Raw genomic sequence first — 23,264 nt, forward strand, 5'->3', positions numbered from 1 at the left:
CCCTGTTGTCAAGACTCTTTGTGAAAATGGCAGCACTTTTGAATGTGAGTCCCGCCTCCGTTGACGCCTGCGCAACGGCGTGGTACGATGATGCAGTCACTGAATCCTGTCTAGTTTCCGACCTGCCCGAAAGGACGCCCCATGAACGCCGATCTTCTCATTCTGAATGCTCATCAACTTCTGACCTGTGCCAGCCCCGCCGGACCCAAAAGGGGCCACGATCTGGCCGACCCAGGGCTGGTCGAAAATGGGGCGATCGCCGTTCTTGAGGGCCAGATTGTTGCCGCCGGCACGACGCCCGAGGTGCTGAAACAGGTCGACGATCCGGAAGCAGCCATCATCGTCGACGCCGCCGACCGAGTCGTTTTGCCGGGCTTTGTCGATCCCCATACCCATCTCCTGTGGGCCGGCGACCGGGCCGGCGAGTTCGAGATGCGTATCGCCGGTGCAAGCTATATGGAAATCATGGACGCAGGCGGGGGAATCATGAACACCGTGCGGGCCACCCGTGCCGCCACTATCGATCAACTGATAGAGGAAACCCTTCCCCGATTGGACAGCATGATCATGCACGGCACCACCACTGCTGAAGTCAAGACAGGCTACGGGCTGGATACCGAGACGGAGATCAAGATGCTGGATGCCATTCGCCTCCTGGACGAGCAGCACCCGCTAGACCTTATTCCCACATTCCTTGGCGCTCACGCTGTCCCCCCGGACTACGCGGATACCCCGGACAGGTTCGTCGATTTGCTGGTTGAAGAGATGTTGCCTGCGGTCGCCGAATTGCGGTACCGGGTCGAAACGCCCGATGGCGGTTATTATGTGCGGGCAGCCGATTTCTGTGACGTGTTCTGTGAGGTCGGGGCCTTCGATGTGGCCCAGAGTCGGAGGATACTGGAAACCGCCAGAGACCTGGGCCTGGGGCTGAAGATCCACGCGGACGAATTCGAACCCCTGGGCGGCTCGACACTGGCCGTGGAACTGGGCGCCATCAGCGCCGATCACCTGGTATGCACCACCGACGAACAACTGAGGGTCCTGGCGACTTCCGACACGGTCGCCGTGTCGCTGCCCGGCACCCCCTTTGGGCTTGGACATGATCGTTACACACGCGCCCGCACCCTGATCGATCAGGGTGCAGCCCTGGCCCTGGCGACCGACCTGAACCCGGGCACCTGTTGGGGAGAGTCGATGCAGTTCATCATCTCCCTGGCATGCCGCTCCATGCAATTGACCCCGGCCGAGGCAATCTGCGCAACCACCATCAACGGCGCGCACGCCCTGGGGCTCGGTGACTACCTGGGCAGCCTGGAGGTGGGCAAACAGGCCGATATCCTGGTCCTCGACATTCCCGATTTCCGCCACCTGGGCTATCGTTTCGGCACCAACCTGGTGGAGACCGTCATCAAACGGGGGGCTGTGATCTAAAATAAAAACGAGGATGCTTCCGGAAAGGGGCATCCTCGTTGCCGATGCTGAATATCGATCAGGCTATCGGGTATGGACTTTCACGTTACCAGCGTACACATCGTACGTACCTGAAGGATCGGACGGGTTGCTGCACCAGGTATCGAATTCTGACTGCGTCATGTTTTGAACGTAGACCATTTCGTCCACGCTGGGCTCCCCGTTATCGATTACCTTGATGGCGCGCCAGGACCAATCGCCTGATAGGCCGGTATCGCCGCCGAAATACGCCACGTTTCCCTCAATCAGTACGCATTCAACATCCTCGATCGTCCAGGGTGTTCCTCCCGGAGGATCTACCTGGTAAGTGGATACATACCCTTTTTCAGGCCGGTTCCCCTTGGCCTCATGAGCATTGAAGGACATTTCCCACTGCGAGCCATATACCGTCCGCCAGACCGTGCCCGTGGCCTTGTCTGCAGGACCGCCGGCGAAGGCTGCCGTTGACAGAACCAGCATGATCGCCATGGCAAGCATGGCCACCTGAAAAGCCTTTTTCATCGTTTCACCTCCTGAAACTAGACCTAAATGGAATTCTTTTGGAGCAAATCGCCCCGGGTCTCTTGACCCTATTCAAACATTCGCGCCGGGAAAAAGCAACAATTATGACAAAACTTACATCAAGAATCGGCTTTTCCAGATTTGGCGCTCCCTGGATGAACAGCCTTCAATACCAGGATTGCTGCTGTCGTCGGTTTGAACCGTTGGCGTGGGTCTGCACCTGTGCTATAATCGAAACTCTGTCATTAACCTTCACAATTGACAATTTGAAAGAGGTATCCCTTGATCAACACAGATCGACTCGTTGACACTTTTTTGGAGTTGGTTAGAATCGATAGCCCCAGCGGACAGGAAGAAACCATCGGCAAATACCTGGCCCAACGACTGCAAGGCCTGGGGCTGACAACCGGGAGGGACGAGCTTGGCAACCTCATCGGTCGATTGGAGGAGGGCACAGGCGAAACTCTGCTGCTCAGCGCTCACATGGACACGGTGGGCACCGACACAGGCATCGAACCAGTCATACGGGACGGAGTGATCTACAGCTCCGGCGACACCATCCTGGGCGGCGATGACAAATCGGGGGTCGCGGCAATTCTTGAAGTCTTGACCCTTCTGAAGGAAAAAGGGCTTGCTCACCCTCCTTTGGAGGTTGTTTTCAGCGTGGGCGAGGAGTTGGGTCTTTACGGCGCCCGAAACCTGGATACGAAGATACTTTCGGCAAAACAGGGGCTGATCATGGACTCCGGCGGGCCGACCGGTCATATCGTCGTCTGCGCTCCCGGCCAGGATAGCCTGGTCTTCACAGTGCATGGTGTGACTGCCCATGCCGGTGCTGAGCCCGAGAAGGGCATCAACGCGATCCGCGTAGCGTCCGAAGCTATCGCTGCCATGCCCATGGGACGGATAGATACCGAAACCACCTGCAACATCGGTATCATCTCAGGCGGCACGGCGCGCAATATCGTCCCGGCAAGTACGCGCGTGGTTGGTGAAGCCAGAAGTCGTGACCCAAAGAAACTGAAAGCCCTGACCGAAGAAATCGTCTTGTCCTTCCAACAGGCGGCAGAAAACCACGACGCCAGCGTTGAGATGGAGATCACCCGCGCCTATGACGCCTACCGGGTGCCCGAGAACACCCCTATTGTCCAGATCGTAAGCCAGGCAGCGCGGGAGTTGGGGCACGAGGTCATGCTGAGCGACAGCGGTGGCGGTACCGATGGCAACATCTACAACGCTGCCGGCATCCAATGCATTGTCTTGAGTACAGGAATGAAAGAGGTGCACACGGCCAACGAACATATCGCCATAGCGGACATGGCAGCGGGCACCGCATTGCTGCTTGAAGCAGTAACTCGACTGGCTTCGTAACGGAAGGAACCAGCCCACATGGACGACCTTCTCGGTCTCGACACCTGGGGCACCGATCTAATTTTGGCAGTCCAGTCGATCAGTAATGACACCCTGGATTCCTTTTTTCTGGCAATCACAGAACTGGGAAATGCTGAAGCCTTCCTTGTTATCATGGCATTGGTCTACTGGAGCATCAATCGTCAATGGGGGCTACGTCTGACGGTACTGGCGATGCTGTCTACCTGGACCAACGAGTTTTTCAAGGTTATCTTCAGGCTGCCACGCCCCAATCCAGCTATCGTACGCCAGCTGGTCCACGAGCAGACCTACGGCTTCCCCAGCGGACATGCCCAAACTGGTGCGGTAATCGTGTGGGGTTACCTGGCCGCCAAGGTTCGAAAAGGGTGGTTCACCGCGCTGGCAGTCCTGCTCATCTTCCTGATCGGGTTCTCCCGAGTCTACCTGGGTGTCCATTATCCCCAGGATGTGCTGGCAGGCTGGATTCTTGGAAGCCTGATTCTGGTGATCTGGCTGCACTACGAGGAAAGCCTCGCTGCCTGGTGGAAACAGCTGGAAGTCCGATCCCAAGTCATGGTCATCATCGCCGGTATATCGGCGATGCTCTTCCTGATGCCTACCGACGCGACAGGCCATTACCCGAACGAAACCGCTGCCACCCTTGCAGGCACGCTTCTCGGCGTTGGCATCGGCACGATCCTGGAAAACAAGATGGTTCAATTCCGCGTGGATGGTTCCGTGGGACGCCGCCTGCTTCGTTATCTGGTAGGCATCATTTTTGTTGGTTCCATCTATGTGGCGGGCTCCCTGCTGCCCGAGTTTGAACCCTGGGCGCTGGATATCGTAGTCCGGGTAACTCGCTACAGCCTGGTCGGGCTCACTGTGGCCTGGTTGGCACCCCTGCTATTCATCCGCCTTCGATTGGCTGACAGCGACCTTAACCTTAGTTGAAAGAGCATAGATTGACCTTGCCATGCGCTCCCTGAAAGTTATCTGGTCCAGCTTTCGCTCACTTTACGATGAGCTTTTTCTCATGATTGGCCTCAGCCTGCTCTGGTGGCTGGCCGTCGTCACGATTGTGGCAGGGCCTCCCGCAACTACGGCACTGGCATCCATTGGCTACCGACTGGGAAATGGTCAACGAGTCGGTCTGGATCACGCCAAGGAATCTTTTCTTGGCCATTTCTGGCTTAGCTGGAAGCTGGGTTTGGCAGGATTGGTGGGCATGGCGGTAATTTTCGGCAATATCTTCTTCTACAACAGTCTGGACAACTGGCTGCGAACCCTGGTCATCCTCTTCCTTTATCTGGCGATTGCCTGGATCGCCATCCTGTTGTATGTGTTCCCCATGCCAGAAGCCATGGAAACGCCTGGAGCGCTGGATATCCTGCGAAATGCAGCCATCATGGCCCTTGCCAGCCCGGGATTCACGTTTCTAATCCTGCTCGGCCTGGCAATCGTGTTAGCAATTTGTCTTGCCCTGCCGTTTCTTCTATTGTTGATCGCCCCGGGGATCATAGCGATCATCAGCGGTACGGCACTTGCCGACCGGATCGCAGTAGCCGAAGAGAAGCAGAATAGCTAGCTGCTGAAAAGTGAGTAACAGACATGCTTGAGAGTTTACGAATCATTCCGCTGGGTGGCCTGGGTGAAATCGGCAAAAACATGATGGTCTTTGAATATGGCGATGACATCATGATCGTCGACGCAGGAATCATGTTTCCCTCCAACGATATGCTGGGGGTGGACCTGGTCCTGCCGGACTGGAGCTATCTGAGAGACAAGGTTGATCAGATTCGCGGAATCGTCATCACCCACGGCCACGAGGATCATTTGGGGGCGCTGCCCTATTTTCTCCACGACCTTGAATTGGATGTTCCCATCTATGCCACTCGCCTGGTACAGGGTCTCATCGACCGGAAGTTACGCGATGCCAAGCTTCAAAAGCAGTGTGAGCGGGTAGAAATCAAGGCGGGCGAGCCCTTCCTCCTCGGCCCATTCGAGATAGAGGGAATCTCCTTCAATCATTCCATTCCCGACGGCGTTGCGCTGGCAATCCGCACCCCGGCTGGCATGGTTCTGCATTCGGGTGATTTCAAATTCGACTATTCACCGGTACATGGCACAAGCCCCGATTTCGGTCGCCTGGCCCAGTTGGGCGCTGAAGGCGTCATGGTACTGCTGGCAGACTCGACCGGCGCCGAGCGCCCTGGCTGGACTCCGTCGGAAGCTATCATCGCCGATGCATTCGATCGCATCTTCCGGGACGCACCTGGCCGCATTATCGTTTCTACCTTCGCCTCCCTGCTCAGCCGGGTTCAACAGATTCTTGACGCAGCCCACGCGCACCGGAAAAAGGTTGCCCTTGCAGGCTACAGCATGCTACAGAATGTCAAGATCGCTCGCAAGCTGGGCTACCTGAACGTGCCCCGCGGTACACTGATAGAGCTGGAGAAGATCAAGTCCCTGGATCCAAAAAAGACGGTAATCATTACCACAGGGGCCCAGGGACAACCGGAAGCCGCTCTGGCACGGATCGCAACCAACAAGCACAGGGATATCAAGATCATTCCCGGAGACACCGTCATTCTCAGTTCGCACCCGATTCCCGGTAACGAAGAGATGATCTCCGAGATGATCAACCGCCTCTTTCGACGCGGTGCAGAAGTCATTTATCCACCCCTGGCGCCAGTGCACGTGAGCGGACATGCGGCACAGGAAGAAATGAAGCTGCTGTTGACCCTGACCAGTCCGGAGTACTTTGTGCCGGTACACGGCGAATTACGCCATTTGAAGGCCCATGCCAGACTGGCGAAAGAGGTCGGCGTTCCTGAAGATTACATCCTGACGGTGGAGAACGGCACCGTACTCGAATTTGACGAAGATGGCGCCCTGATCAGGGAGCGAATTCCTGGCGGCTACATCTTTGTGGACGGTAGCCGGGTCGGGGATATTGGGCCCTCAGTACTGCGCGACCGCGACGTTCTGGGATCCCACGGATTCGTTATGGTGGCTTTCGTATGGAACAGCGAAACGCGCAAGGTCGAGGGCCAGCCCGAGATTATCTCCAGAGGATTCATTTACGAAAAAGAGTCCCAGGACCTTCTTTCCGGCGCCCGCGATCACCTGATCGAAACATTGGATGACACATCTCGTGTCAGCAAACGAGGCATCGAGGAGGCTTCCCGCCTGGCTCTTTCCCGCTACTTCTACGAGCAGACCGGCCGCAGGCCACTTGTGGTTCCCATGGTCGTGATTGTCTAATCCACTCCCTCCACCTTAGCTCGATTCCCGCCGCGGCATTCCACATTCGCGACAGAACCGGTCATTACTAGCATACTTGGCTCCGCAGGTGGGACAGAATTTATCGATGCCCGGACCGACAGATATCGACCGATCCACAGGTTGGGTGGATTGAGGTCCTGCTTCTCTTGCCATTCGCCGCCGAGCCTGTCTCGATGTAGGTTGCCGACGACTTCGCAGGAAGTTCAGAGCGAGGAACAATAGTCCCAACAGCGAGGCAACGCCAATAGCTCCAACGGCGTATGGCAGCCACTCCGGCGAGGAAGCCGCGTCGGTCGTTACTTCACCTTCCCGATCAACAGGAATCGCCGAACGTATCGTGGGATCCGAATCCGACTTGACGTAGCTGACAGAAACTGGCACCTCTGCCCCTGCCACCTGCGACCCAAGACTCTTGATGAATTCAGGATTGCCTGAAGAGTCGCTGCCTGGCTCCAGTGAAGGAGATAGCGTCAAATCGCTGGATCGGGCAGGTTGGCGAAATCTGAGGATCGTTTCCTGGCTATCCAGGGGAACAACAAGGGAAAGATCGAACTGGCGATCGGGAGGTGAGGAGAGCACATCTGCATAAAATTCGACCACAAATTGGGCAGAGTCTACATTGAAGGAAAGCAGTTGCCCTTGACCTGTCTCTTCGCTCTGCCAAGGCAGGTTCAAGAGATTTCCGTCCTCAGCCCGAAAGGCCACAGCATTGACGATAGCATCCTCCGGTACCGGAATACGAAGCGACTGAGGGAATACCGTCCCCTCGTCAAGAATCCCCTCATAAATGACAAGCACCGACGGCTGGTCATGCTCGGGCCAAACGGACATCTGCCAGAGTTGGAGCTCAGCATCCAGGGGTTGTGCTGTAACTGGGATCACAAGAAGGATCAAGGCAAGGATTAGCCCCAGGGATTTCAATCCCTGTTGCCTGCGATCAACGATCCTGGTTGCCATACTTTTTTCCTCTCAAAATGAAGTCTTGTTCTACTGCAACGACCATTGTACTCGTAGAGAGGATCATCTGCAACCTTTTCTGCCCTGAACATGGCTCATCCTGACGGGGACCCCCGAGGACAGAAGCGGTTCCGGCGGAAGCCGTCGCTTCGGTCTTTCAGAGCCTTTTTACTTTACCCTTTCTCTTTATTAATTGAATCCAGTAGCAGCAGTAGGGGCTGTGGAAATGTGCAAAAGAGGGAAACCGGGTTTTCGTGGCACAACATGTCGGCCCGCTGAGACGTAAGGACACGAGAGATGGATATCTCTCAAGGGAGCGTTATCCCGTATCTCTGTTAACAGACAGGGGAAAGCGTTGCTGGTCATCCACAGGTCTTCCAGTCTCCGATTCCGGCATTTTTTGTGCGATGAGAAATCTATTTAGTTGTTGCCTTCATCGGCGTAACTAGATAGCGCTGAACTCGGGCGAATCGATCCGACAGATGAATTTTATTGGGAGGATTCTTTTCCACCACGCGCATCGGGTTGTTCCCTGCCGCCTGGTGGATAACCGGGTGAGCTGCCTGGAGCTTTCTGGATGGCGCTTCTCTGCAAGCCTCAACCTCTCCCCTTCCCAACCTGGGAAGCCCATCGCTTCGTTCTGGGGGCTGCGCACGGGGCTGGGGGGTGGGTAAAAAGCATCAAAAAGAGAAGTGAAAGCTCTTCCCTGGAGTGGTTGACAAGACTTGCTCTTCTGAATTACAATGCCACCGCTGCGTAGTCCACCCATCTTATTGAATTGAGAGAGTGACAGGTGAAGGTTCTGACGTATAATGTTCATATGTGGGAGGGGATGGATGGACGGATGGATGTTGAGCGCCTGGCCGTCATCATCGAGGAGAGTGGCGCCGACATCGTTTCCCTGAACGAGGTATTGCATCCGGTCTATTCCCACTCTCAGGAACGTTGGCTTCTGGCCGAGCTTGCCGAATTGCTGCGAATGAAATGGGCGTTCGGTGAGAGTGGTCGCATTGTGCAGACTCCTGGCTGGTGGGGTCCGATAGGCAATGCCGTTCTGAGCCGCCAACCCATCGAGTCTGGTGATAACTATTCTCTTCCCTCCTTTCCCTTAACTCAGAATAGAAACCTGCTCATTACCCGAACGACCGCCGACTCTGGGAGAGCCTTTACCATTTACTCGACCCACCTCGACCATGCCTTTGAGGGAACGCGCCTCTGGCAGATTCGAGGTGTCCTGGATCAACTGCGATCAATGGTCGATACCAATCATTTGTTGATGGGAGATTTCAATACCCCGGGGCCAACGGGCCCAAATATGCGTCGTTTTGCGCCTCCCCTCATCAGAGTTCTTCGAAGAGAAGGCTATGTGGATGCGTTCCTGGCGGCTGGTCGTGGCGATGCAAGTACGTTTTATTACGGATGGCCCTTTCGGATCGATTATATTTTCGTTCCTCAGCCCATTGCCGGGAAGCTTGTATCCTGCCGGACATTGAGTGGTCCCCTTGTCGACCTGGCTTCTGACCACCGGCCGCTTCTGGCTGAATTCGATTGGTCGATTGGCCATTAGTCATGCGACTACTTACCTACAACATCCACGGCTGGCGAGGCGGTGATGGCGCCTTGAACCTGGATCGATTGCTTCGGATCATTGAGGCCAGTGATGCCGATATTGTGGCATTGAACGAGGTTTTCCATCCATTCTCGCTGCCCGACTCGGACCGGACAGCATTGGATATTCTTGCCGATGCTTTGGGTATGAGCTACGCCTTCGGAGTTGCTCTCACTCCTCAATTTGCATTTTCACCTCTATCCTCTTACGGCAATGCATTGCTTTCCCGTTTCGACATTCTGGCCCATGCGGGACATCACCTGACGCCAATTGGAGGGCACGAGCAGCGAGGCCTGCTGGAAGCCCGGTTGCTTCTGCCTGATAGCCCTTCTCCCCTGTCCGTTTATGTTACCCACCTGGACCATCGAAGCGAAGCTGTCCGGCTCCGGCAATTGAACTCAGTACTGCAGTGGACGAACCGGGATAGGGAACGCCGACATCTGTTGTTAGGCGATTTTAATGCGCTGGCGCCGCAGGATTACGAGGGCCGGGCCGGTGATCTGGATGATCTGAGGGACCGTCAGGAAACAGCGCATATGGTCGCTGACGGCCTGCAGGTCGTTCCCCATATTCTGAGCCGGGGCTATAGCGACGCTGGCGCCTCTGGCGAGGAGGGACGCCAGCCGACCTTCCCTGCTGAAAGACCGGTGATACGGATCGACTATGTTTGGGTCTCTCCGGCAATGGCTGGAGCGATTCGTTCCTGCGGACGATGGAGGACCGATGAAACGGCGATAGCGTCCGATCACCTGCCCGTCTTCGCTGATTTCGAAGGCTGGCGCTGACGAGGAAAAGTCCAGAGGGTGGAGAATTCTATGGCATCGACGAATCCGCAAGAGCATGTAGATCGTCTCAAACGGGTCACCAGGCGCCCCGACCACGATCTCGGTGGGCGCGTTCCTCCCGGTCAGTTTCTGACCGAACGCTTTCCCGTTTTGCACTACGGAGAGGTGCCTGAGATCAACCTTGAAACATGGGATTTCCATGTTTCCGGGCTGGTCAAAAAACCGCTTCGGCTGACATGGCAGGAGTTTCGTTCGTTGCCCGAGACGACCCTCACAACAGACATTCACTGTGTGACCCGGTGGAGCAAATTGGATACCACCTGGAGTGGCGTTCGCTGGCAAGATTTTCTGTCTGCCCTGGGGATCAGGTTTTCTCTCGATGCCAGCCATGTAATGGTTCATTGCGAGCATGGTTTCACGACAAATCTGTCCCTGGAAGCGCTGAACGATGATGAAACTATGTTTGCCTGGTCATATGAGGGCCAGCCGATCACGCCAGAACATGGATGGCCCTTGCGGCTGCTTGTCCCGAAACGGTATTTCTGGAAAAGCGCGAAGTGGATTCGGGGCATCGAGTTCATGGCAGCGGACCAGCCAGGGTTCTGGGAACGCAATGGCTATCACATGGAGGGTGATTACTGGAGGGAAGAGCGCTTCGGTTGGTAGATCGACAGAATTGATCTCTGAGTCAGACTGCAAGGAGGACCAACATGGCCAAAGGCAAAAAGAGATCGAACACCAAGGTGGAGCAAGACAAGTACCTGTTAGGATTGGATCTGGGCGGCACGAAGATTCTGGCCGCAGTTGTGGATTCCGACGGCAAGATCGTGGGAGAGGCCAAAAAAAGGACCCAGGCTTCTCTGGGACCGGACAAAGTCATTGACCGGATCGTCGAGACTGCATCCGAGGCTATCACAGATTCGGAGGTGAGGCCCAAGGATATGCTGGCGGCAGGCATTGGCGCGCCTGCGCCGGTCGACGTCCAAACCGGCACTGTCTTTGCTCCCCCTAACCTGCCAGGCTGGGATGTGGTACCATTGGGAGACCTGTTGGAAAAGGGCCTTGGCATACCGGTGATTGTCGATAACGACGTCAATCTGGGTACCTTTGGCGAACATGAACTGGGTGCTGGGCGGGGTACCCGGCATATGGTCGGGATTTTTGTTGGCACCGGGGTTGGCGGTGGCGTGATCGTGAATGGCAAGCTCCACAGAGGGATTCGCTACTCAGCTGGCGAAGTTGGGCACATGATCATGGTGCCCGACGGACCTTTGTGTGGATGTGGTCGCAGAGGTTGTCTCGAGGCTCTGGCCAGCCGGACGGCAATGGAGCGAGATGTTCGCGCTGCCATGGCTGCTGGAAGGCCGACGGTGGTTGGTGATCTGATGGCCGCCTCCGGTCGTGATCGACTGACCAGTGGTACGATCAAAAAGGCAGTCAAGGCCGGCGATGAGGTCATGATCGAGGTAATTGGGAAGGCGCAATACTACCTGGGTTTACTGTCAGCCAACCTGGTGGATTTTATGGATCCTGAAATGCTTGTGTTTGGTGGCGGTGTTGTGGAAGCCCTGGGAGAGAGTTTCCTGGAGCCCATTCGAACGACGGCTCGCAGCTATTTTCTTCAGCAGCGCGATATGGATAAGGTCAAGTTTGCACCTGCTACCCTGGGCGACTATGCGGGAGTTCTGGGGGCAGCGATGCTTGCTGCCCAAATGGTCGACGGAGAAGTCTAACCTGGATCAACCCGCGCTGAACGCAAAGGGTGATCTTGTCTTGAGGAGGATTCGATAGGGTATGAAGGCCGTTGTGATGGCCGGAGGTGCGGGATCACGGCTACGTCCCTTGACGGTGGGGCGGCCGAAGCCGATGGTGCCTTTGGTAAACAAACCGGTTCTTGCTCACATTCTCGATCTCCTGCGACAGCATGACATCACAGATGTGGTTGTCACGCTGCAGTATATGGCGAGCATGATAGAGGACTATTTCGGTGATGGCAGTGCCCTCGGAATGCGAATCACCTATGTGGTCGAAGATAGTCCCCTGGGCACGGCCGGCAGCGTTCTCAATGCACGGCAACATCTGGATGAGACCTTTCTGGTCATCAGCGGCGATGCTGCGACCAACTTCAACCTGCAGGAAATCGTTGAAAGCCACAGGAAAAATGATGCTCCTGCAACCATCGTGCTTCACCCGGTCCGGGAACCGCGGGACTACGGCGTGATCGTAACCGATGGTGAAGGCCGCATTACCCGGTTTCAGGAAAAACCAAGTTGGGGCGAGGTTGCATCGGATACGGTCAACACCGGAATCTATGTCCTTGAGCCGGAGGTCCTCGATCTGATTCCTGGTGGGCAGCCCTATGACTGGGGCAGCCAGGCGTTTCCTTCTATGTTGTCTGATGGACTGACTCTCTACGGCTGTATTCCTCACGGCTATTGGTGCGATATCGGTAACTTCGCCGAATACCGCGGCGCGACCGATGCTGTTCTGGGAGGACGGGTATGTGATCTGGCTACCCTCGGAACCCACATCGGCGGCGATATATGGGTAGGGCGAGATGTCCAGATCGCTCCCGATGCCCAACTCTTCGGCCCGATCTATCTCGGCAACGAGGTCCAGGTCAAGGGAAAAGTGGTCATACGCGGTCCCAGCGTCGTGCGGGATTATTCGATCGTAGACAACCGTGCTCAAATCGACCGAAGCATCATCTGGCGAAACTGCTATATTGGAGAGGATGCGGAGTTGAGAGGAGCTATTGTAGGGCGCCAGTGCAGCATCAAGGCCAAAGCAGCGCTCTATGAAGGTGTGGTAATCGGCGAAAGTTGTCTCATTGGCGAAGGTGCCTTATTGCACGCCGGTATAAAGCTGTGGCCAGGCAAGGAAATCGACGCCGGGGCTGTGGTCAAAACCAGCATTATCTGGGGGTCGCAGGGCCGGCGGGTTCTGTTCGGGCGCTACGGTGTGACGGGTGTAGTAAACGTGGATCTGACACCTGAATTTGCCGCTCGCCTGGGTGCTGCTTTTGGTGCTACGTTGCCTCGAGGTTCAATCGTAACAATTAACCGGGACCCCCATCCCGGGTCCCGGATGCTAAAACGGGCCACTATTTCGGGCTTGCCCTCCGCAGGATGTCATGTGAGCGATTTGCGTTCCGTTCCTATTCCTGTGGCACGATTCTACACGCGCTATAGCCCGTCATCGGGTGGTGTGCACGTTCGCATTTCACCTCACGATCAACGGGTGGTCGACATTCGATTTTTCGGAAGCGACGGCCTGAATCTCAGCAACCACGAGGAGCGCACCATTGAGCGCGTCTTTTTCAGGGAGGATTTCCGCCGGGCCTATCTGGATGATGTGGGAACCATCGATTATGCGCTGGATGCGATTCCCCTATACCAGCAGGAATTTCTTGCCCACATCGATCAAAACGCCATTCGAGAGGCTTCCCTGGATGTCGTCGTGGATTATGCGTTTGCTTCGACCTCTCTGGTTATGCCCGAGCTTTTTCAGGAGCTGGGGGTCAATACGACCCCTCTTGGTGCCCGAATCGATGCCTCCTACATATCTCTGATGCGCGAGTCTTTTGAACAGGAGTGCAGCCGGCTGGCCACCATCGTCGCTGCCCTGGGCAGCGATTTGGGCGTCCGGCTGGACGTCGGCGGCGAGAAGATGTTTGTCGCCGATGAGAAGGGATCGTTGGTCTCTGATGGTATCCTGTGCGCTGCAATGGCAGAACTGGCCTTGCGAGCCAATCCCGGGGGCGTTATCGCTGTTCCGGTGAATCAATCGATGATCTTCGAGGAGATCGCCAGGAAGTATGGTGGCAGTGTCTTGCGTACCCGGGTAGACCTGGCCTCGCTGATGCAGGCGGGCAGCCAGGCGAAGGTGATCATGGCAGCCGATGGAATCGGCACCTATGTATTCCCGTCATTTGTTCCGGTTGCCGACGCGATGTTTGCAATGGCCAAGCTGCTCGAGTTTCTGGCTCAGCAGAACGTGCGCCTTTCCGAGGTTGTCTCAAGCCTCCCCTCTTTCCATGTCCAGTCTTCAATGGTGGATTGTCCGTGGAACGAAAAAGGAACCGTGATGCGACGACTCCATCAGAAGTACGCCGGATCAGATGTTCAGGTTGTCGATGGGATCAAGATTTTTCTCTCGGAGAACGAGTGGGTATTGGCCCGCCCGGATCCGGACCGCGCTCTGTTTCGCGTGACAGCGGAAGGCAAGACACCGGAACGGGCTCAGCAACTCCTGGACGAGCACACTCAAATGGTCGCCGCCCTTGCAGATGCAGCGGATTGACCCGCTGGGAAACGAATTTGTATCCGGTCCTGTTTTCTTTAGGAAGGCGAACCATATCGACCTATAGTGTCGTCATGGGGCTGTTCCTGCTGCTGGCGTTAATCTGGTTGGCCCGGGAGGACCACCGGCATAGGGACGGACGACTGAATGCAGCATTGATTGCTCTTTTCGCTGGTCTCGTTGGGGCCCGTGTGATTCACGTGTTCAGCAATTGGATCTACTTCAAGCAGCGTCCGGACGAAGTGTTCTCATTTGCCAGCGGCGGGCTGTCCCTTCATGGCGGTCTATTGATTGGAATAACAGGTCTGGCACTGGGTGCCTGGTGGAAGTACCGGACTGAAGGAGATGTGATTGGCCGCATATGGCAGTTAGCGTCGGCATTGATGGGGCCTTTTGCTCTGGTCTATTTGGGCGGCTGGCTGGCATGTCTGCTGGCAGGCTGTGCTTATGGCCGGGCGGTGGCGCCACCCCAGCGGGTTTATTCGCTCGATTGGCCAGATATCTATGGTGTGGTTGCCTTCCGGTGGCCAAGCCAGCTGATGGGGGTGGTTTTAGCATTTGCACTGCTGGCAATTGCCTTGCGCTGGCCTGATCGCCCCGGGTTATTTCTGGTTATCCTTGGATTGGGCGATTTTTTCATTGCATTCACTCGTGGTGACCTGGCTGTAAGTTGGGGTCCCCTGCTGGCGACGCAGTGGGCCGATCTGGTGATCGTTGCCACCGGACTTATGTTGACAATCTACCGACGACGACTGGCGACATCGCCGGTCTTTGGCACAACATCGACGACACATTGCTGAGGAGGTAACTATGTCGGTTAAGCGACTGGGAGAACAACGATGGGATCGAAAGCAGCTGGCCTTGACGCTGGTGTTTTTTCTGCTGGTGACGTTTTTTGCCGCACCGCTGGTCCATGCACAGGATGAAGAGCCAGAAGAGCAACCCTCTCAGGTGCACGTTGTCGTCCCTGGGGAGTCTCTCTATGGCATTGCCGCGCGCTATGGCGTTAGCCCCGGCGCTATAATTTCCGTGAACGATATTGGCAATCCCAACTATATCCGGACCGGTACCCGGCTGGTGATCCCCTCCAGAGAGGGGCAGACGGGGCTGGTGCACAGCGTCAAGCGAGGGGAAAGCCTGAGCAGCATCGCAACTCGTTATGGTGTCACAACCCTGGATATCATACGGGCAAACAATCTGATCGATCCCAATTATGTGTTTTCGGGCCAACGACTGATGATTCCTGTGGTTGAAGAGGGCAGCGAGGAAACACCAACCTTGGAGGATACGGTCGTTGTGCTGGAGGGAACCCCGCAACCGGGAGAGACTCCGCAATCTGAAGAAACGCCCGTCGCTACGTTCACGCCGCAGCTGGCGGCGACCGAGACACCCGAAGCCGTGCCGGCCCCCGAGCGGGCAAGCGGGGCTGCCTTCTGCCCAACGGGCTGCGAGTCGATAAGTATTTCAGCTCCATTCCCGGACGAGGTCGTCGACAGCCCTCTCTCAGTTAGCGGCTTTAGCAACGGCTTCCAGGAGGACCTGGTGGTGCGGGTCCTCGATCAGACCGGGCAGGAGATCGGCATCACCAACGCCGCGGTGAGGGATACTGACAGCAGTTTCTCCGCTGTCATCAACTACGTTCTGCCCGCGGAGACACAGCTGGGAAGGGTTCAGGTCTACAGCCTCAGTTCCCTGGATGGCGCCATTGAGCATTTATCCTCGGTGGTTGTGATTCTGCATGGCGCCGGCCTGGAGGAACAACTCAGTCTTCTGGAAAAGGCGGTCGAGGAGAAGGACTATGAGCAGATTGAAGAGCTCTTGATGGATGAATGGGTGATCGGTTTCTATCGATCTGAAGGGTTGGTCCTCAGGGCTGACGAAGCCATCGAGCAGCTCAAAGCCAACTACCTGGGGCCGGGCCAGGTGGCTGTCGATCTTGCTGTGGATGGCAGAGAGTTGTTGGCCGACCGCATCGCCTTTCCTGACAACGTGACGGCCGTGGTTTATTCCTCTGGCTGGGGGCCGGACGGTGTCGATGATGCCTTCCTATTGATGATCGCCGCCGACGATGGCCGAAGTCGCTGGGGTGGTATGCTTTACGTCTACGATGCCCTGCGGGATTACGAATTTTAGGGTAGGCGGTGGTTACGCTTACTTCTTTTTCTGGCGACGCTCGGCAAAACGACCCATGCCAAACATTTCCATCATCATGTTGCGCTTGGCCGGCTTGGGGGATCCTGGCTCCTCCCAGTGCCCGGTGCGACGTTCGGCCTGCCATTGATGGCGTGCTTCGACCGCACTTTCGAAGGCCTGCGCCAGAGCATCGTCGTCACCGGCCTCAATGAGGTCGCGCCACGCCTGCAAGTTTTCCATGTAGGTATCAATCCAGCGCAGCACATGCTCCTGGTTGCCCGCGATGGCACTGCGAAAGACGGCAGGATCCTCTGAGACCAGTTGGGTGGTATTCTCAAATTGACCACCGGCCAGTTTGCGCATCTCTGCCCAGGAAGGCTGACCCATGACGCTGGAAATCAGCGCCATGCTAATCGTGGCAGGAAGGTGTTCCACAGCCGCCATCATGCCATCATGTTCTGTGGCATCCAGGAAAAGCGGATTCGCACCCAGCCGTTCTGCCAGGTCGGTCGCCATCTTGACGGCAGCCTCACTGGTCGTCGAGGTTGGGCAAATGGCCCAGGTGGCCTTGTCGAAGAGGTCAGCCCTTGCGGCTGCGCCACCTCCTCCCTCGCTGCTGACAATTGGATTGGTGCCGACGAAGGTTACTCCTGGGGGCAGCAGCTCGTCGGCCCATGCCAGCACCAGCCCCTTGGTGCTGGCAGTATCGAGTAACACGGTCCCCGGCTGCAACTCAGGCGCCAGGGCCTCCAGGGTGCTGCGTATCGCTGAGACCGGCAATGCCAGAATGATCAGATCCGCGTCATCGGTAGCATTGATCAGATTCCAATCGGTTTTGTCAACAGCTTTCATCTTCTTGGCTTGACTGGCAGCGTTATTGTCCTTATCGTGACCGACAACCTCGAAATCCCGCTTCCCGCCGACCAGGCCAAGGCCTATGGAGTTTCCAATCAAGCCCAGGCCGACAATCGTTATCTTGGGTTTTGCCATGACAAAGGTCCTCTCCTTTTGAAGCCTGGATCAATTCATGTCGTCCGCCGCCTGCAACTGGGCCAGCAGCCGGTCTGTTTCCTCGATCACTGGTGCATCGATTTTATCCTGGTGCCGCCTGATAAGAGCCACTGTGCGTTCGCTGCAGCCAGCCTCTTGGGCCAGACGGGCGCCCAGGTCGGGGTGGTTCAGGTGGAGGTAGAAGGGAAATCGCCAGCTATCCGGTTCAGGGCTGGCTATTTGCTGAACCAGGCCCGGTTTTACGGTATTCATCAAAACAATCAGGACTCTGTGGGGCAGCCGTAATCTTCGTCCGGTGCCAATCGATTTTCCCGCGTCGTGCAACAGGGCTGCTGCCAGAAGATCCGCATTCTGGTATCCCCGAGTCTGAAGGGCTTGAAACACATTCAAGCTGTGACGCTGGTCCCGTGGGATCATCTCCCGAAAGAGCGTAGTGGCGTCAACCGGCAGAACTGTCTTCAGCGAAGCTATCTCGTCAGCACTGATACGGGGACGAAAGGACCCGGTGAATTGCCTGATCCTGTAGCTAATTCGTTGCAGTATCGCCACTGGTTTGTCGGCTTCCCCGTTTTCTGTTCAATCAGGATAACAGCATGCTGACCAGAGCCTCAGTCGGTTTCCAAACGATCCAACCCAGCAGGTCAACACCCGGGATGAAGCTGCCCAGGATAATCAAACCAAAAAGAACCATTGGTCCAATCTGCGCCGTCTTTGCCAACGCGTTGGCCCAGGATACAGGGAGAATTCCCAAGGCTACTTTGAAGCCATCCAGAGGAGCAACGGGCAACAAATTGAAGAATAGCAGCGCTATGTTCAGATAGACAAAGGTGATCAGTATCATTCTCACCAGTTGATCGCCAGCGAAGTCCGTCAGCCCCCAGAGAAAGGCCACCAGGACCGCCATAATCAGGTTGGAAAGAGGGCCGACCACCGCCACCAGAGCCATGTCTCGCCGGCCGTGTTTCAGGTTATAGGGATTCACGGGAACAGGTTTGGCCCAACCAATACCAACCATGAGAACCATCAGCGTGCCCATGACGTCCAGGTGCTTCAGGGGATTGAGCGTCAAACGGCCCAGGTCCTTGGCGGTCGGGTCGCCAAGTCGATTGGCTGCCCAGGCATGGGCGAATTCATGGACCGTGAAAGCCGGGATAAGGGCGATCAATAAGGCGATTATCTCTTCGGTGGAACGACCAAGTAACATAAGGGAATCCTGTCTGCAAAGATTGTTGCGGCGATTATAGCACACAAGCTATCCCCTCGAAAGCCAGCAAACCTCCAGGTCCGCCTGCCGCAGTTTGACCGCAGGTGGATTCCGCAGCATAATCGCTGCATGGACTCGATTCCGCAGCGACGCCACCGAGATCTGGCGACACTGACCTGGATGTTTAGCCAGGTACCTTCCCGACCGTGGCCCTCTTCCCGGCAGCATGTGGAATTCGACATGGCCAGCGTGGCAGGGTGGTTGCCTGCCACCGTGCCAGGCAACGTTCGCAGTGATCTGCTTACTGCGGGCTTGATTCCCGATCCCCTTCTCAGCGACGGATTGGAGTCCAGCCGGTGGACGGAGGGCGTTGACTGGTGGTACCGGACCCAGTTGCCTCTCGACATGCAGCCGGGAGATCGGGCCTTTCTCGAGTTCGATGGCATTGACTATCTCAGCGCTATCTTCGTTGACGGCCAGCAGATTGGCCTCCATCAGGGCATGTTCAGCCGCCAGATCGTCGAGCTTCCTTCCAACCTGTGTGAACGCTCCAGTGTTCAACTGGCCGTGCGTATCTGGGGATCCGACAGCTTGCCCGAGTACAGCACAAATTTGTGGCAGTCCGCCTGGGCCCGGATAGCAGCGAAGGCCCAGGATAGCTTTCCCCCCTTCGACGACCGGTTGGCGTCCCTCAAGGCGCCCATGCATTCTGGCTGGGACTTCGCTCCCCGCCTGCGAACCATGGGGATATGGGATCTCTGCCGCCTGGTAATCTGTCGCGGGGTCTACCTGGCCGACCTGCAGGTCGAGGCTGAGCCCGTCGCGCCGATCACCGATCCGGGGCCAGCCCGGCTTCAGTTAAGCCTGACGCTCAACAGCGACAGTGCGCGTATTGTGCAGGCGGAGATTGTCATCGCTCCCTCGGACGACACATCCAACATCCTCGAACGGTTCACTTTGGACCTCCAGGTTCCAGCCGGATCGAGCAGGCATCAGCGGGAGGTTCTTCTGCCGTCGGCCCGCCTCTGGCAGCCATGGGACCGGGGCCAGCCCTGTTTATACCAGGTATCGATCGTTCTGCGGGAAGCTGCGGTAGAGGGTTCTGAGAAGTCACAGGTACTGGACAGGGTTGGCGTGCGGGTTGGGGTTCGAAGGATTCAGCGGGAGTTGACTGGCGATGGCGCACCCTGGAACGTGGTTGTCAATGGACACACTCTTTTCCTGCGGGGAGCCAACTGGGTACCGGTGGATTCCCTCCAGGGACGGTCAGGCCTGCAGAACTATGGTCCCCTTTTGCAGCTTGCCAGGGAAGCTGGGCTCAATTTCCTGAGAGTGTGGGGAGGTGGCGGCCGCGAGAAAAAACTCTTTTATGACCTGTGCGATGAGATGGGCTTTCTTGTCTGGCAGGAATTCCCGATAGCCTGCGTATTCCTGGATCACCTGCCGCGGGATCGGGCTTATCTGGAGGTGTTGCGTCAGGAAACTGCCGGGATTGTCCGTGCCTTGCGCAATCATCCGTCGCTTTTCCTCTGGTGTGGGGGCAACGAGTTTAGTCCCCTGCGTAACCGTCCGGCGATCCGAACCATGGCTGAGGTTGTGGCGACAGAGGATCCGGAAAGGCCCTTCATTTCGGCTTCGCCCAGCATGGGGGACTCCCACAACTGGAACGTCTGGCACGGACTGGCTCCCCTGGCTGCCTATCGCGGGGAACATGCAGCGTTTGTCAGTGAGTTTGGCCTGCAGGCTGTTCCCCACATCGACTCCTTGCGGCGTTTCCTGCCCGCGATGCAATTGTGGCCACCGGGCACGGGGTGGGAACGCCACAAGGCCGACCTGGACAAGCTGACCCGCTATGCCCAATGGTTTCGCGACTCCGATAGCCGTGACGCGCCGGCAGACGAGGCACTGGAGTCTTTTGTCCGGGCCAGCCAACGCTGCCAGGCTGCCGGACTGCAGGTAATGGTGGAGCATGTTCGGCGACGCAAGGGACAAACCGGCGGCCTGGCGCTATGGCAGTGGAATGAGCCCTGGCCCGCCATCAGCTGGAGTGTCATCGATTACTTCGGGCAAGCGAAACGAGCTTATGATGTGCTGGCTCGTATCATGCAGCCGGTTCTGGTCAGCCTGTTATTCCCGCTGAAGCCAGTCAAAAGGGGTGATCAGTTGACGAGCGAGATATGGCTGGTGAATGATCGCCTGACGGAATTGGCAGGATGCCGGCTCGAGGTTTTCCTCGACGAAAAACTGGTGCATGAACAGGCCTGTTCGGTCGGCGCCAACAGGGCGTCCCCTGTTGGAAAAATGAGCATCGCGATGCCCTCGACAGCGGGGGAACTGCGGGTTGCATTGTGGCAGGGGAACCGGCGGTTGGCAGAAAACGTCTACGACCTGCGCCACGTGGATGGTGGCACTGCCCCCGCGACGGCGACAATCCTGCGCCAGGGGGTTGATTGGCTATTGCGTTAAGAAAAGAGTGAGGCGAGGAGTCGCAGTGCCCCATGATGAATTCCCAACGACGTACAATCGCTCTTGTTGCCTTCGTGTTGGTGGCGATCCTTGTATTGGCGGCTGTCTGGCTTTTTATCGGTAGACAACCTTCCGCACAAAATGCTCAGGCGCCGGTTGCCCCCTCGGAGCCCTGGACGCCATCGTTGCCAGCCGAATTGGAAACGCCGGCGCAGGCTTCACCGACTGCGCCTATGGGACCTTCACCCCTGGCTTCTCCGAGCCCCACCTTGGGCTTACAGACTCCCCTTTCCCTTGAACCCTCTGAGCAGCAATCAGAAGCTGATAAGGCTCTCTATTTGCCCAGTGTGGGGCAGGGGGATTCGCTGGGAGAGGTGCCTTCTCCGGCAGATGAACCGACTCGAGAAGAGCCAGAAGATGAGACGGAACCAACCGTTCGGGCTGCCGGGGTCGAGCCTGTTGAAACGGTCAAACCGATGATCCTGGCAGACCTTCCGCCCCTGAGTCTGGCCGACTGGCCCCGGCCCGTCCGCGACAACGGCATTTGCATCCACAATATCACCGAAGCCTACTATCATGAGGAGAATCTGGACATGCAGGTCCGCCGGCTTCAGGAAATGGGCATGCGCTGGACCCTGATGCTCTATGCCGATGAAAACCAGATCATGAAGGCTGCTCCTCGTTTCCGCGATGCCGGCATCATGGTTGTCTGGCGCAAGATGCTGCGACCTTATGAGCGCTACTACGACTGGGGGCGGGATATCGCCTTGCTGCGCGAGCTGGGTATGGAACCCTACATGCAGATCTACAATGAACCCAGCCTGTCAGCCGAATGGCCCGACAAGCGCATGGACCAGGAGCAGTTTCTAAAGAATCTTGTCAATGCGGTGGAGCAGGTCTACAACGCTGGCGGCTATGTGGGCCTGCAGTTTGTGAGCGATGAGTGGCTGATTGCGGCCATCGATGAGATCCAGCGTCGCCAGGGTAATGCGGTTTTTGATCGCATGTTCCTGGTTCCCCATCCCTACGGGTTGAACCACCCTCCCGACTACATCGAGGATGCCAATTCGGTCCTGGGTTTCTTGGATCAGGCCGATGTCGTCCGGGAAAGGCTGGGCTTCGTGCCTCCTATGATTGCCGGGGAAGGGGGCTGGAAATACAACGCCAGCGACGACAATCGGTTCCCGCGCATCGACGCGCCGCTCCACCGGGATTACCACGTGGCAGCCTATGATTGGTTCCGCAGTGGTACCCTCTCCAACGGTGAGCCCCTGCCCGACTACCTGCTGGCCTTCTGCCCATGGCTCCTGTCGTCCAAACTGGAGGACAGCGCCTGGTTCGACAGTTTTGCCGGCGATCACCAACTTACCATCGATGGCGTGAAAGGAATGTCCAATTTCGAGAGGCGGTTTAGTTGGGAATGAGGGGACGCGGAGACGCGGGGATACGGGGACGCGGAGACACGGAGACACGGGGACGCGGGGACGCGGGGACGCTGGGATGCTGGGACACGGGGACGCGGGGACGCGGAGACACGGGGACGCGGAGACGCTGGGACGCGGGGAGTTGGAAATCTAGTGAAGGGGGTAGATCATACCGAATATTCGCAGTTATCGTGAATTACGCGTGTACCGGGCGGCATTTGAAGCTGCAATGCAGGTGTTCGAGTTGACACGGAGTTTTCCTGCCGAAGAAAGATACGCATTGGTTGATCAAGTTCGGAGATCATCGCGATCGGTTTGCATGAATATCGCAGAAGCATGGCGGAAACGCCGATACCCAAGGCACTTCGCCAGCAAGTTGAGCGATTCGGAGGCAGAAGCTGCCGAGACTCAGGTTTCTCTTGAATTCGCACTGCGATGTGGCTACATTGACCAGGAGATATTCGACACCATCGACGATAGTTACGACAAGATACTTGCTCAACTCGTCACCATGGGCAAGAATCCCGAGAAATGGACCATTCGACGATAACAATCTGGCCGGGCAAAGCCCCGCCCACTTCGCTTCACAGGGTCGAAAAGTTGCGTCCCCCACTCGCCGTGTCGCCCCTCCGCCCTCCCCACCCGCAGCGTCCCCCCTCGCCGCGTCGCCCCTCCGCCCTCCCCACCCGCCGCGTCCCCCTCCGCCCTCCCCACCCGCCGTGTCGCCCCCTCCGCCCTCCGTAATC

20 protein-coding genes are annotated in these 23,264 nt (G+C 57.0%); 15 read left to right on the forward strand and 5 right to left on the reverse strand.

What is annotated here, in order from left to right; translation table 11 throughout:
• Positions 1-141: 141 nt before the first annotated feature.
• Entirely contained in the window at positions 142-1,431 is a 1,290-nt protein-coding gene (hutI, locus tag U9R25_09200) for an imidazolonepropionase (GenBank protein MEA3336070.1), read from the forward strand.
• A gap of 63 nt (positions 1,432-1,494) precedes the next feature.
• Here the strand turns inward: hutI and U9R25_09205 are convergent, their stop codons facing one another.
• Positions 1,495-1,971: a hypothetical protein gene (locus U9R25_09205; protein ID MEA3336071.1), complete on the reverse strand. Its 477-nt coding sequence runs from the start codon at positions 1,969-1,971 to the stop codon at positions 1,495-1,497.
• 282 nt (positions 1,972-2,253) lie between these two features.
• Between U9R25_09205 and U9R25_09210 the strand changes: the two genes are divergently transcribed.
• The 4 genes from U9R25_09210 to U9R25_09225 are packed head-to-tail and all read left to right on the forward strand — an operon-like array spanning position 2,254 to position 6,606.
• Positions 2,254-3,342 carry a M20/M25/M40 family metallo-hydrolase gene (locus tag U9R25_09210; GenBank protein ID MEA3336072.1) on the forward strand — a complete coding sequence of 363 codons (1,089 nt, stop codon included), beginning with the start codon at positions 2,254-2,256 and terminating at the stop codon, positions 3,340-3,342.
• Between the two features lie 18 nt (positions 3,343-3,360).
• On the forward strand, positions 3,361-4,293 hold the full coding sequence (locus U9R25_09215; GenBank protein ID MEA3336073.1) for a phosphatase PAP2 family protein: 933 nt from the start codon (positions 3,361-3,363) through the stop codon (positions 4,291-4,293).
• A gap of 22 nt (positions 4,294-4,315) precedes the next feature.
• A complete protein-coding gene (locus U9R25_09220; GenBank protein MEA3336074.1) occupies positions 4,316-4,927 on the forward strand; it encodes a hypothetical protein in 612 nt (203 codons plus the stop codon).
• A gap of 23 nt (positions 4,928-4,950) precedes the next feature.
• Entirely contained in the window at positions 4,951-6,606 is a 1,656-nt protein-coding gene (locus U9R25_09225) for a ribonuclease J (protein MEA3336075.1), read from the forward strand.
• 15 nt (positions 6,607-6,621) lie between these two features.
• Here U9R25_09225 and U9R25_09230 read toward each other — a convergent pair whose 3' ends face one another.
• Complete coding sequence (locus U9R25_09230; GenBank protein MEA3336076.1) at positions 6,622-7,584, reverse strand: zinc ribbon domain-containing protein; 963 nt, start codon at positions 7,582-7,584, stop codon at positions 6,622-6,624.
• An 844-nt stretch (positions 7,585-8,428) separates the two neighbouring features.
• Between U9R25_09230 and U9R25_09235 the strand changes: the two genes are divergently transcribed.
• The 7 genes from U9R25_09235 (at position 8,429) to U9R25_09265 (ending at position 16,413) form a co-directional block, all read left to right on the forward strand.
• Complete coding sequence (locus tag U9R25_09235) at positions 8,429-9,151, forward strand: endonuclease/exonuclease/phosphatase family protein (GenBank protein ID MEA3336077.1); 723 nt, start codon at positions 8,429-8,431, stop codon at positions 9,149-9,151.
• 2 nt (positions 9,152-9,153) lie between these two features.
• The gene (locus tag U9R25_09240) at positions 9,154-9,978 is read left to right on the forward strand and encodes an endonuclease/exonuclease/phosphatase family protein (protein MEA3336078.1); all 825 of its coding nucleotides are present in this window, start codon (positions 9,154-9,156) and stop codon (positions 9,976-9,978) included.
• Between the two features lie 30 nt (positions 9,979-10,008).
• Entirely contained in the window at positions 10,009-10,644 is a 636-nt protein-coding gene (locus U9R25_09245) for a sulfite oxidase-like oxidoreductase (protein ID MEA3336079.1), read from the forward strand.
• Positions 10,645-10,688: 44 nt separating this feature from the next.
• Positions 10,689-11,711 carry an ROK family protein gene (locus U9R25_09250; GenBank protein MEA3336080.1) on the forward strand — a complete coding sequence of 341 codons (1,023 nt, stop codon included), beginning with the start codon at positions 10,689-10,691 and terminating at the stop codon, positions 11,709-11,711.
• 61 nt (positions 11,712-11,772) lie between these two features.
• Positions 11,773-14,280: a sugar phosphate nucleotidyltransferase gene (locus tag U9R25_09255; GenBank protein MEA3336081.1), complete on the forward strand. Its 2,508-nt coding sequence runs from the start codon at positions 11,773-11,775 to the stop codon at positions 14,278-14,280.
• Between the two features lie 17 nt (positions 14,281-14,297).
• A complete protein-coding gene (locus U9R25_09260; protein ID MEA3336082.1) occupies positions 14,298-15,080 on the forward strand; it encodes a prolipoprotein diacylglyceryl transferase family protein in 783 nt (260 codons plus the stop codon).
• Positions 15,081-15,090: 10 nt separating this feature from the next.
• A complete protein-coding gene (locus U9R25_09265) occupies positions 15,091-16,413 on the forward strand; it encodes a LysM peptidoglycan-binding domain-containing protein (protein ID MEA3336083.1) in 1,323 nt (440 codons plus the stop codon).
• An 18-nt stretch (positions 16,414-16,431) separates the two neighbouring features.
• Here U9R25_09265 and U9R25_09270 read toward each other — a convergent pair whose 3' ends face one another.
• The 3 genes from U9R25_09270 to U9R25_09280 are packed head-to-tail and all read right to left on the reverse strand — an operon-like array spanning position 16,432 to position 18,628.
• Positions 16,432-17,403, reverse strand: coding sequence for a prephenate dehydrogenase/arogenate dehydrogenase family protein (locus U9R25_09270; protein MEA3336084.1), 972 nt, complete (start codon positions 17,401-17,403; stop codon positions 16,432-16,434).
• A gap of 30 nt (positions 17,404-17,433) precedes the next feature.
• The gene (locus U9R25_09275) at positions 17,434-17,973 is read right to left on the reverse strand and encodes a hypothetical protein (GenBank protein MEA3336085.1); all 540 of its coding nucleotides are present in this window, start codon (positions 17,971-17,973) and stop codon (positions 17,434-17,436) included.
• A 31-nt stretch (positions 17,974-18,004) separates the two neighbouring features.
• Positions 18,005-18,628, reverse strand: coding sequence for a site-2 protease family protein (locus U9R25_09280; GenBank protein ID MEA3336086.1), 624 nt, complete (start codon positions 18,626-18,628; stop codon positions 18,005-18,007).
• A gap of 129 nt (positions 18,629-18,757) precedes the next feature.
• Here U9R25_09280 and U9R25_09285 point away from each other — a divergent pair, with 129 nt between their 5' ends.
• The 3 genes from U9R25_09285 (at position 18,758) to U9R25_09295 (ending at position 23,068) form a co-directional block, all read left to right on the forward strand.
• Positions 18,758-21,094 (forward strand): glycoside hydrolase family 2 TIM barrel-domain containing protein, encoded by a 2,337-nt coding sequence (locus U9R25_09285; protein ID MEA3336087.1) that lies wholly within the window; start codon positions 18,758-18,760, stop codon positions 21,092-21,094.
• 32 nt (positions 21,095-21,126) lie between these two features.
• Entirely contained in the window at positions 21,127-22,518 is a 1,392-nt protein-coding gene (locus U9R25_09290; GenBank protein MEA3336088.1) for a hypothetical protein, read from the forward strand.
• Between the two features lie 202 nt (positions 22,519-22,720).
• Positions 22,721-23,068, forward strand: coding sequence for a four helix bundle protein (locus U9R25_09295; GenBank protein ID MEA3336089.1), 348 nt, complete (start codon positions 22,721-22,723; stop codon positions 23,066-23,068).
• Positions 23,069-23,264: the final 196 nt, after the last annotated feature.

This window comes from Chloroflexota bacterium (genome assembly GCA_034717495.1).
Taxonomy (GTDB): domain Bacteria; phylum Chloroflexota; class Anaerolineae; order JAAEKA01; family JAAEKA01; genus JAYELL01.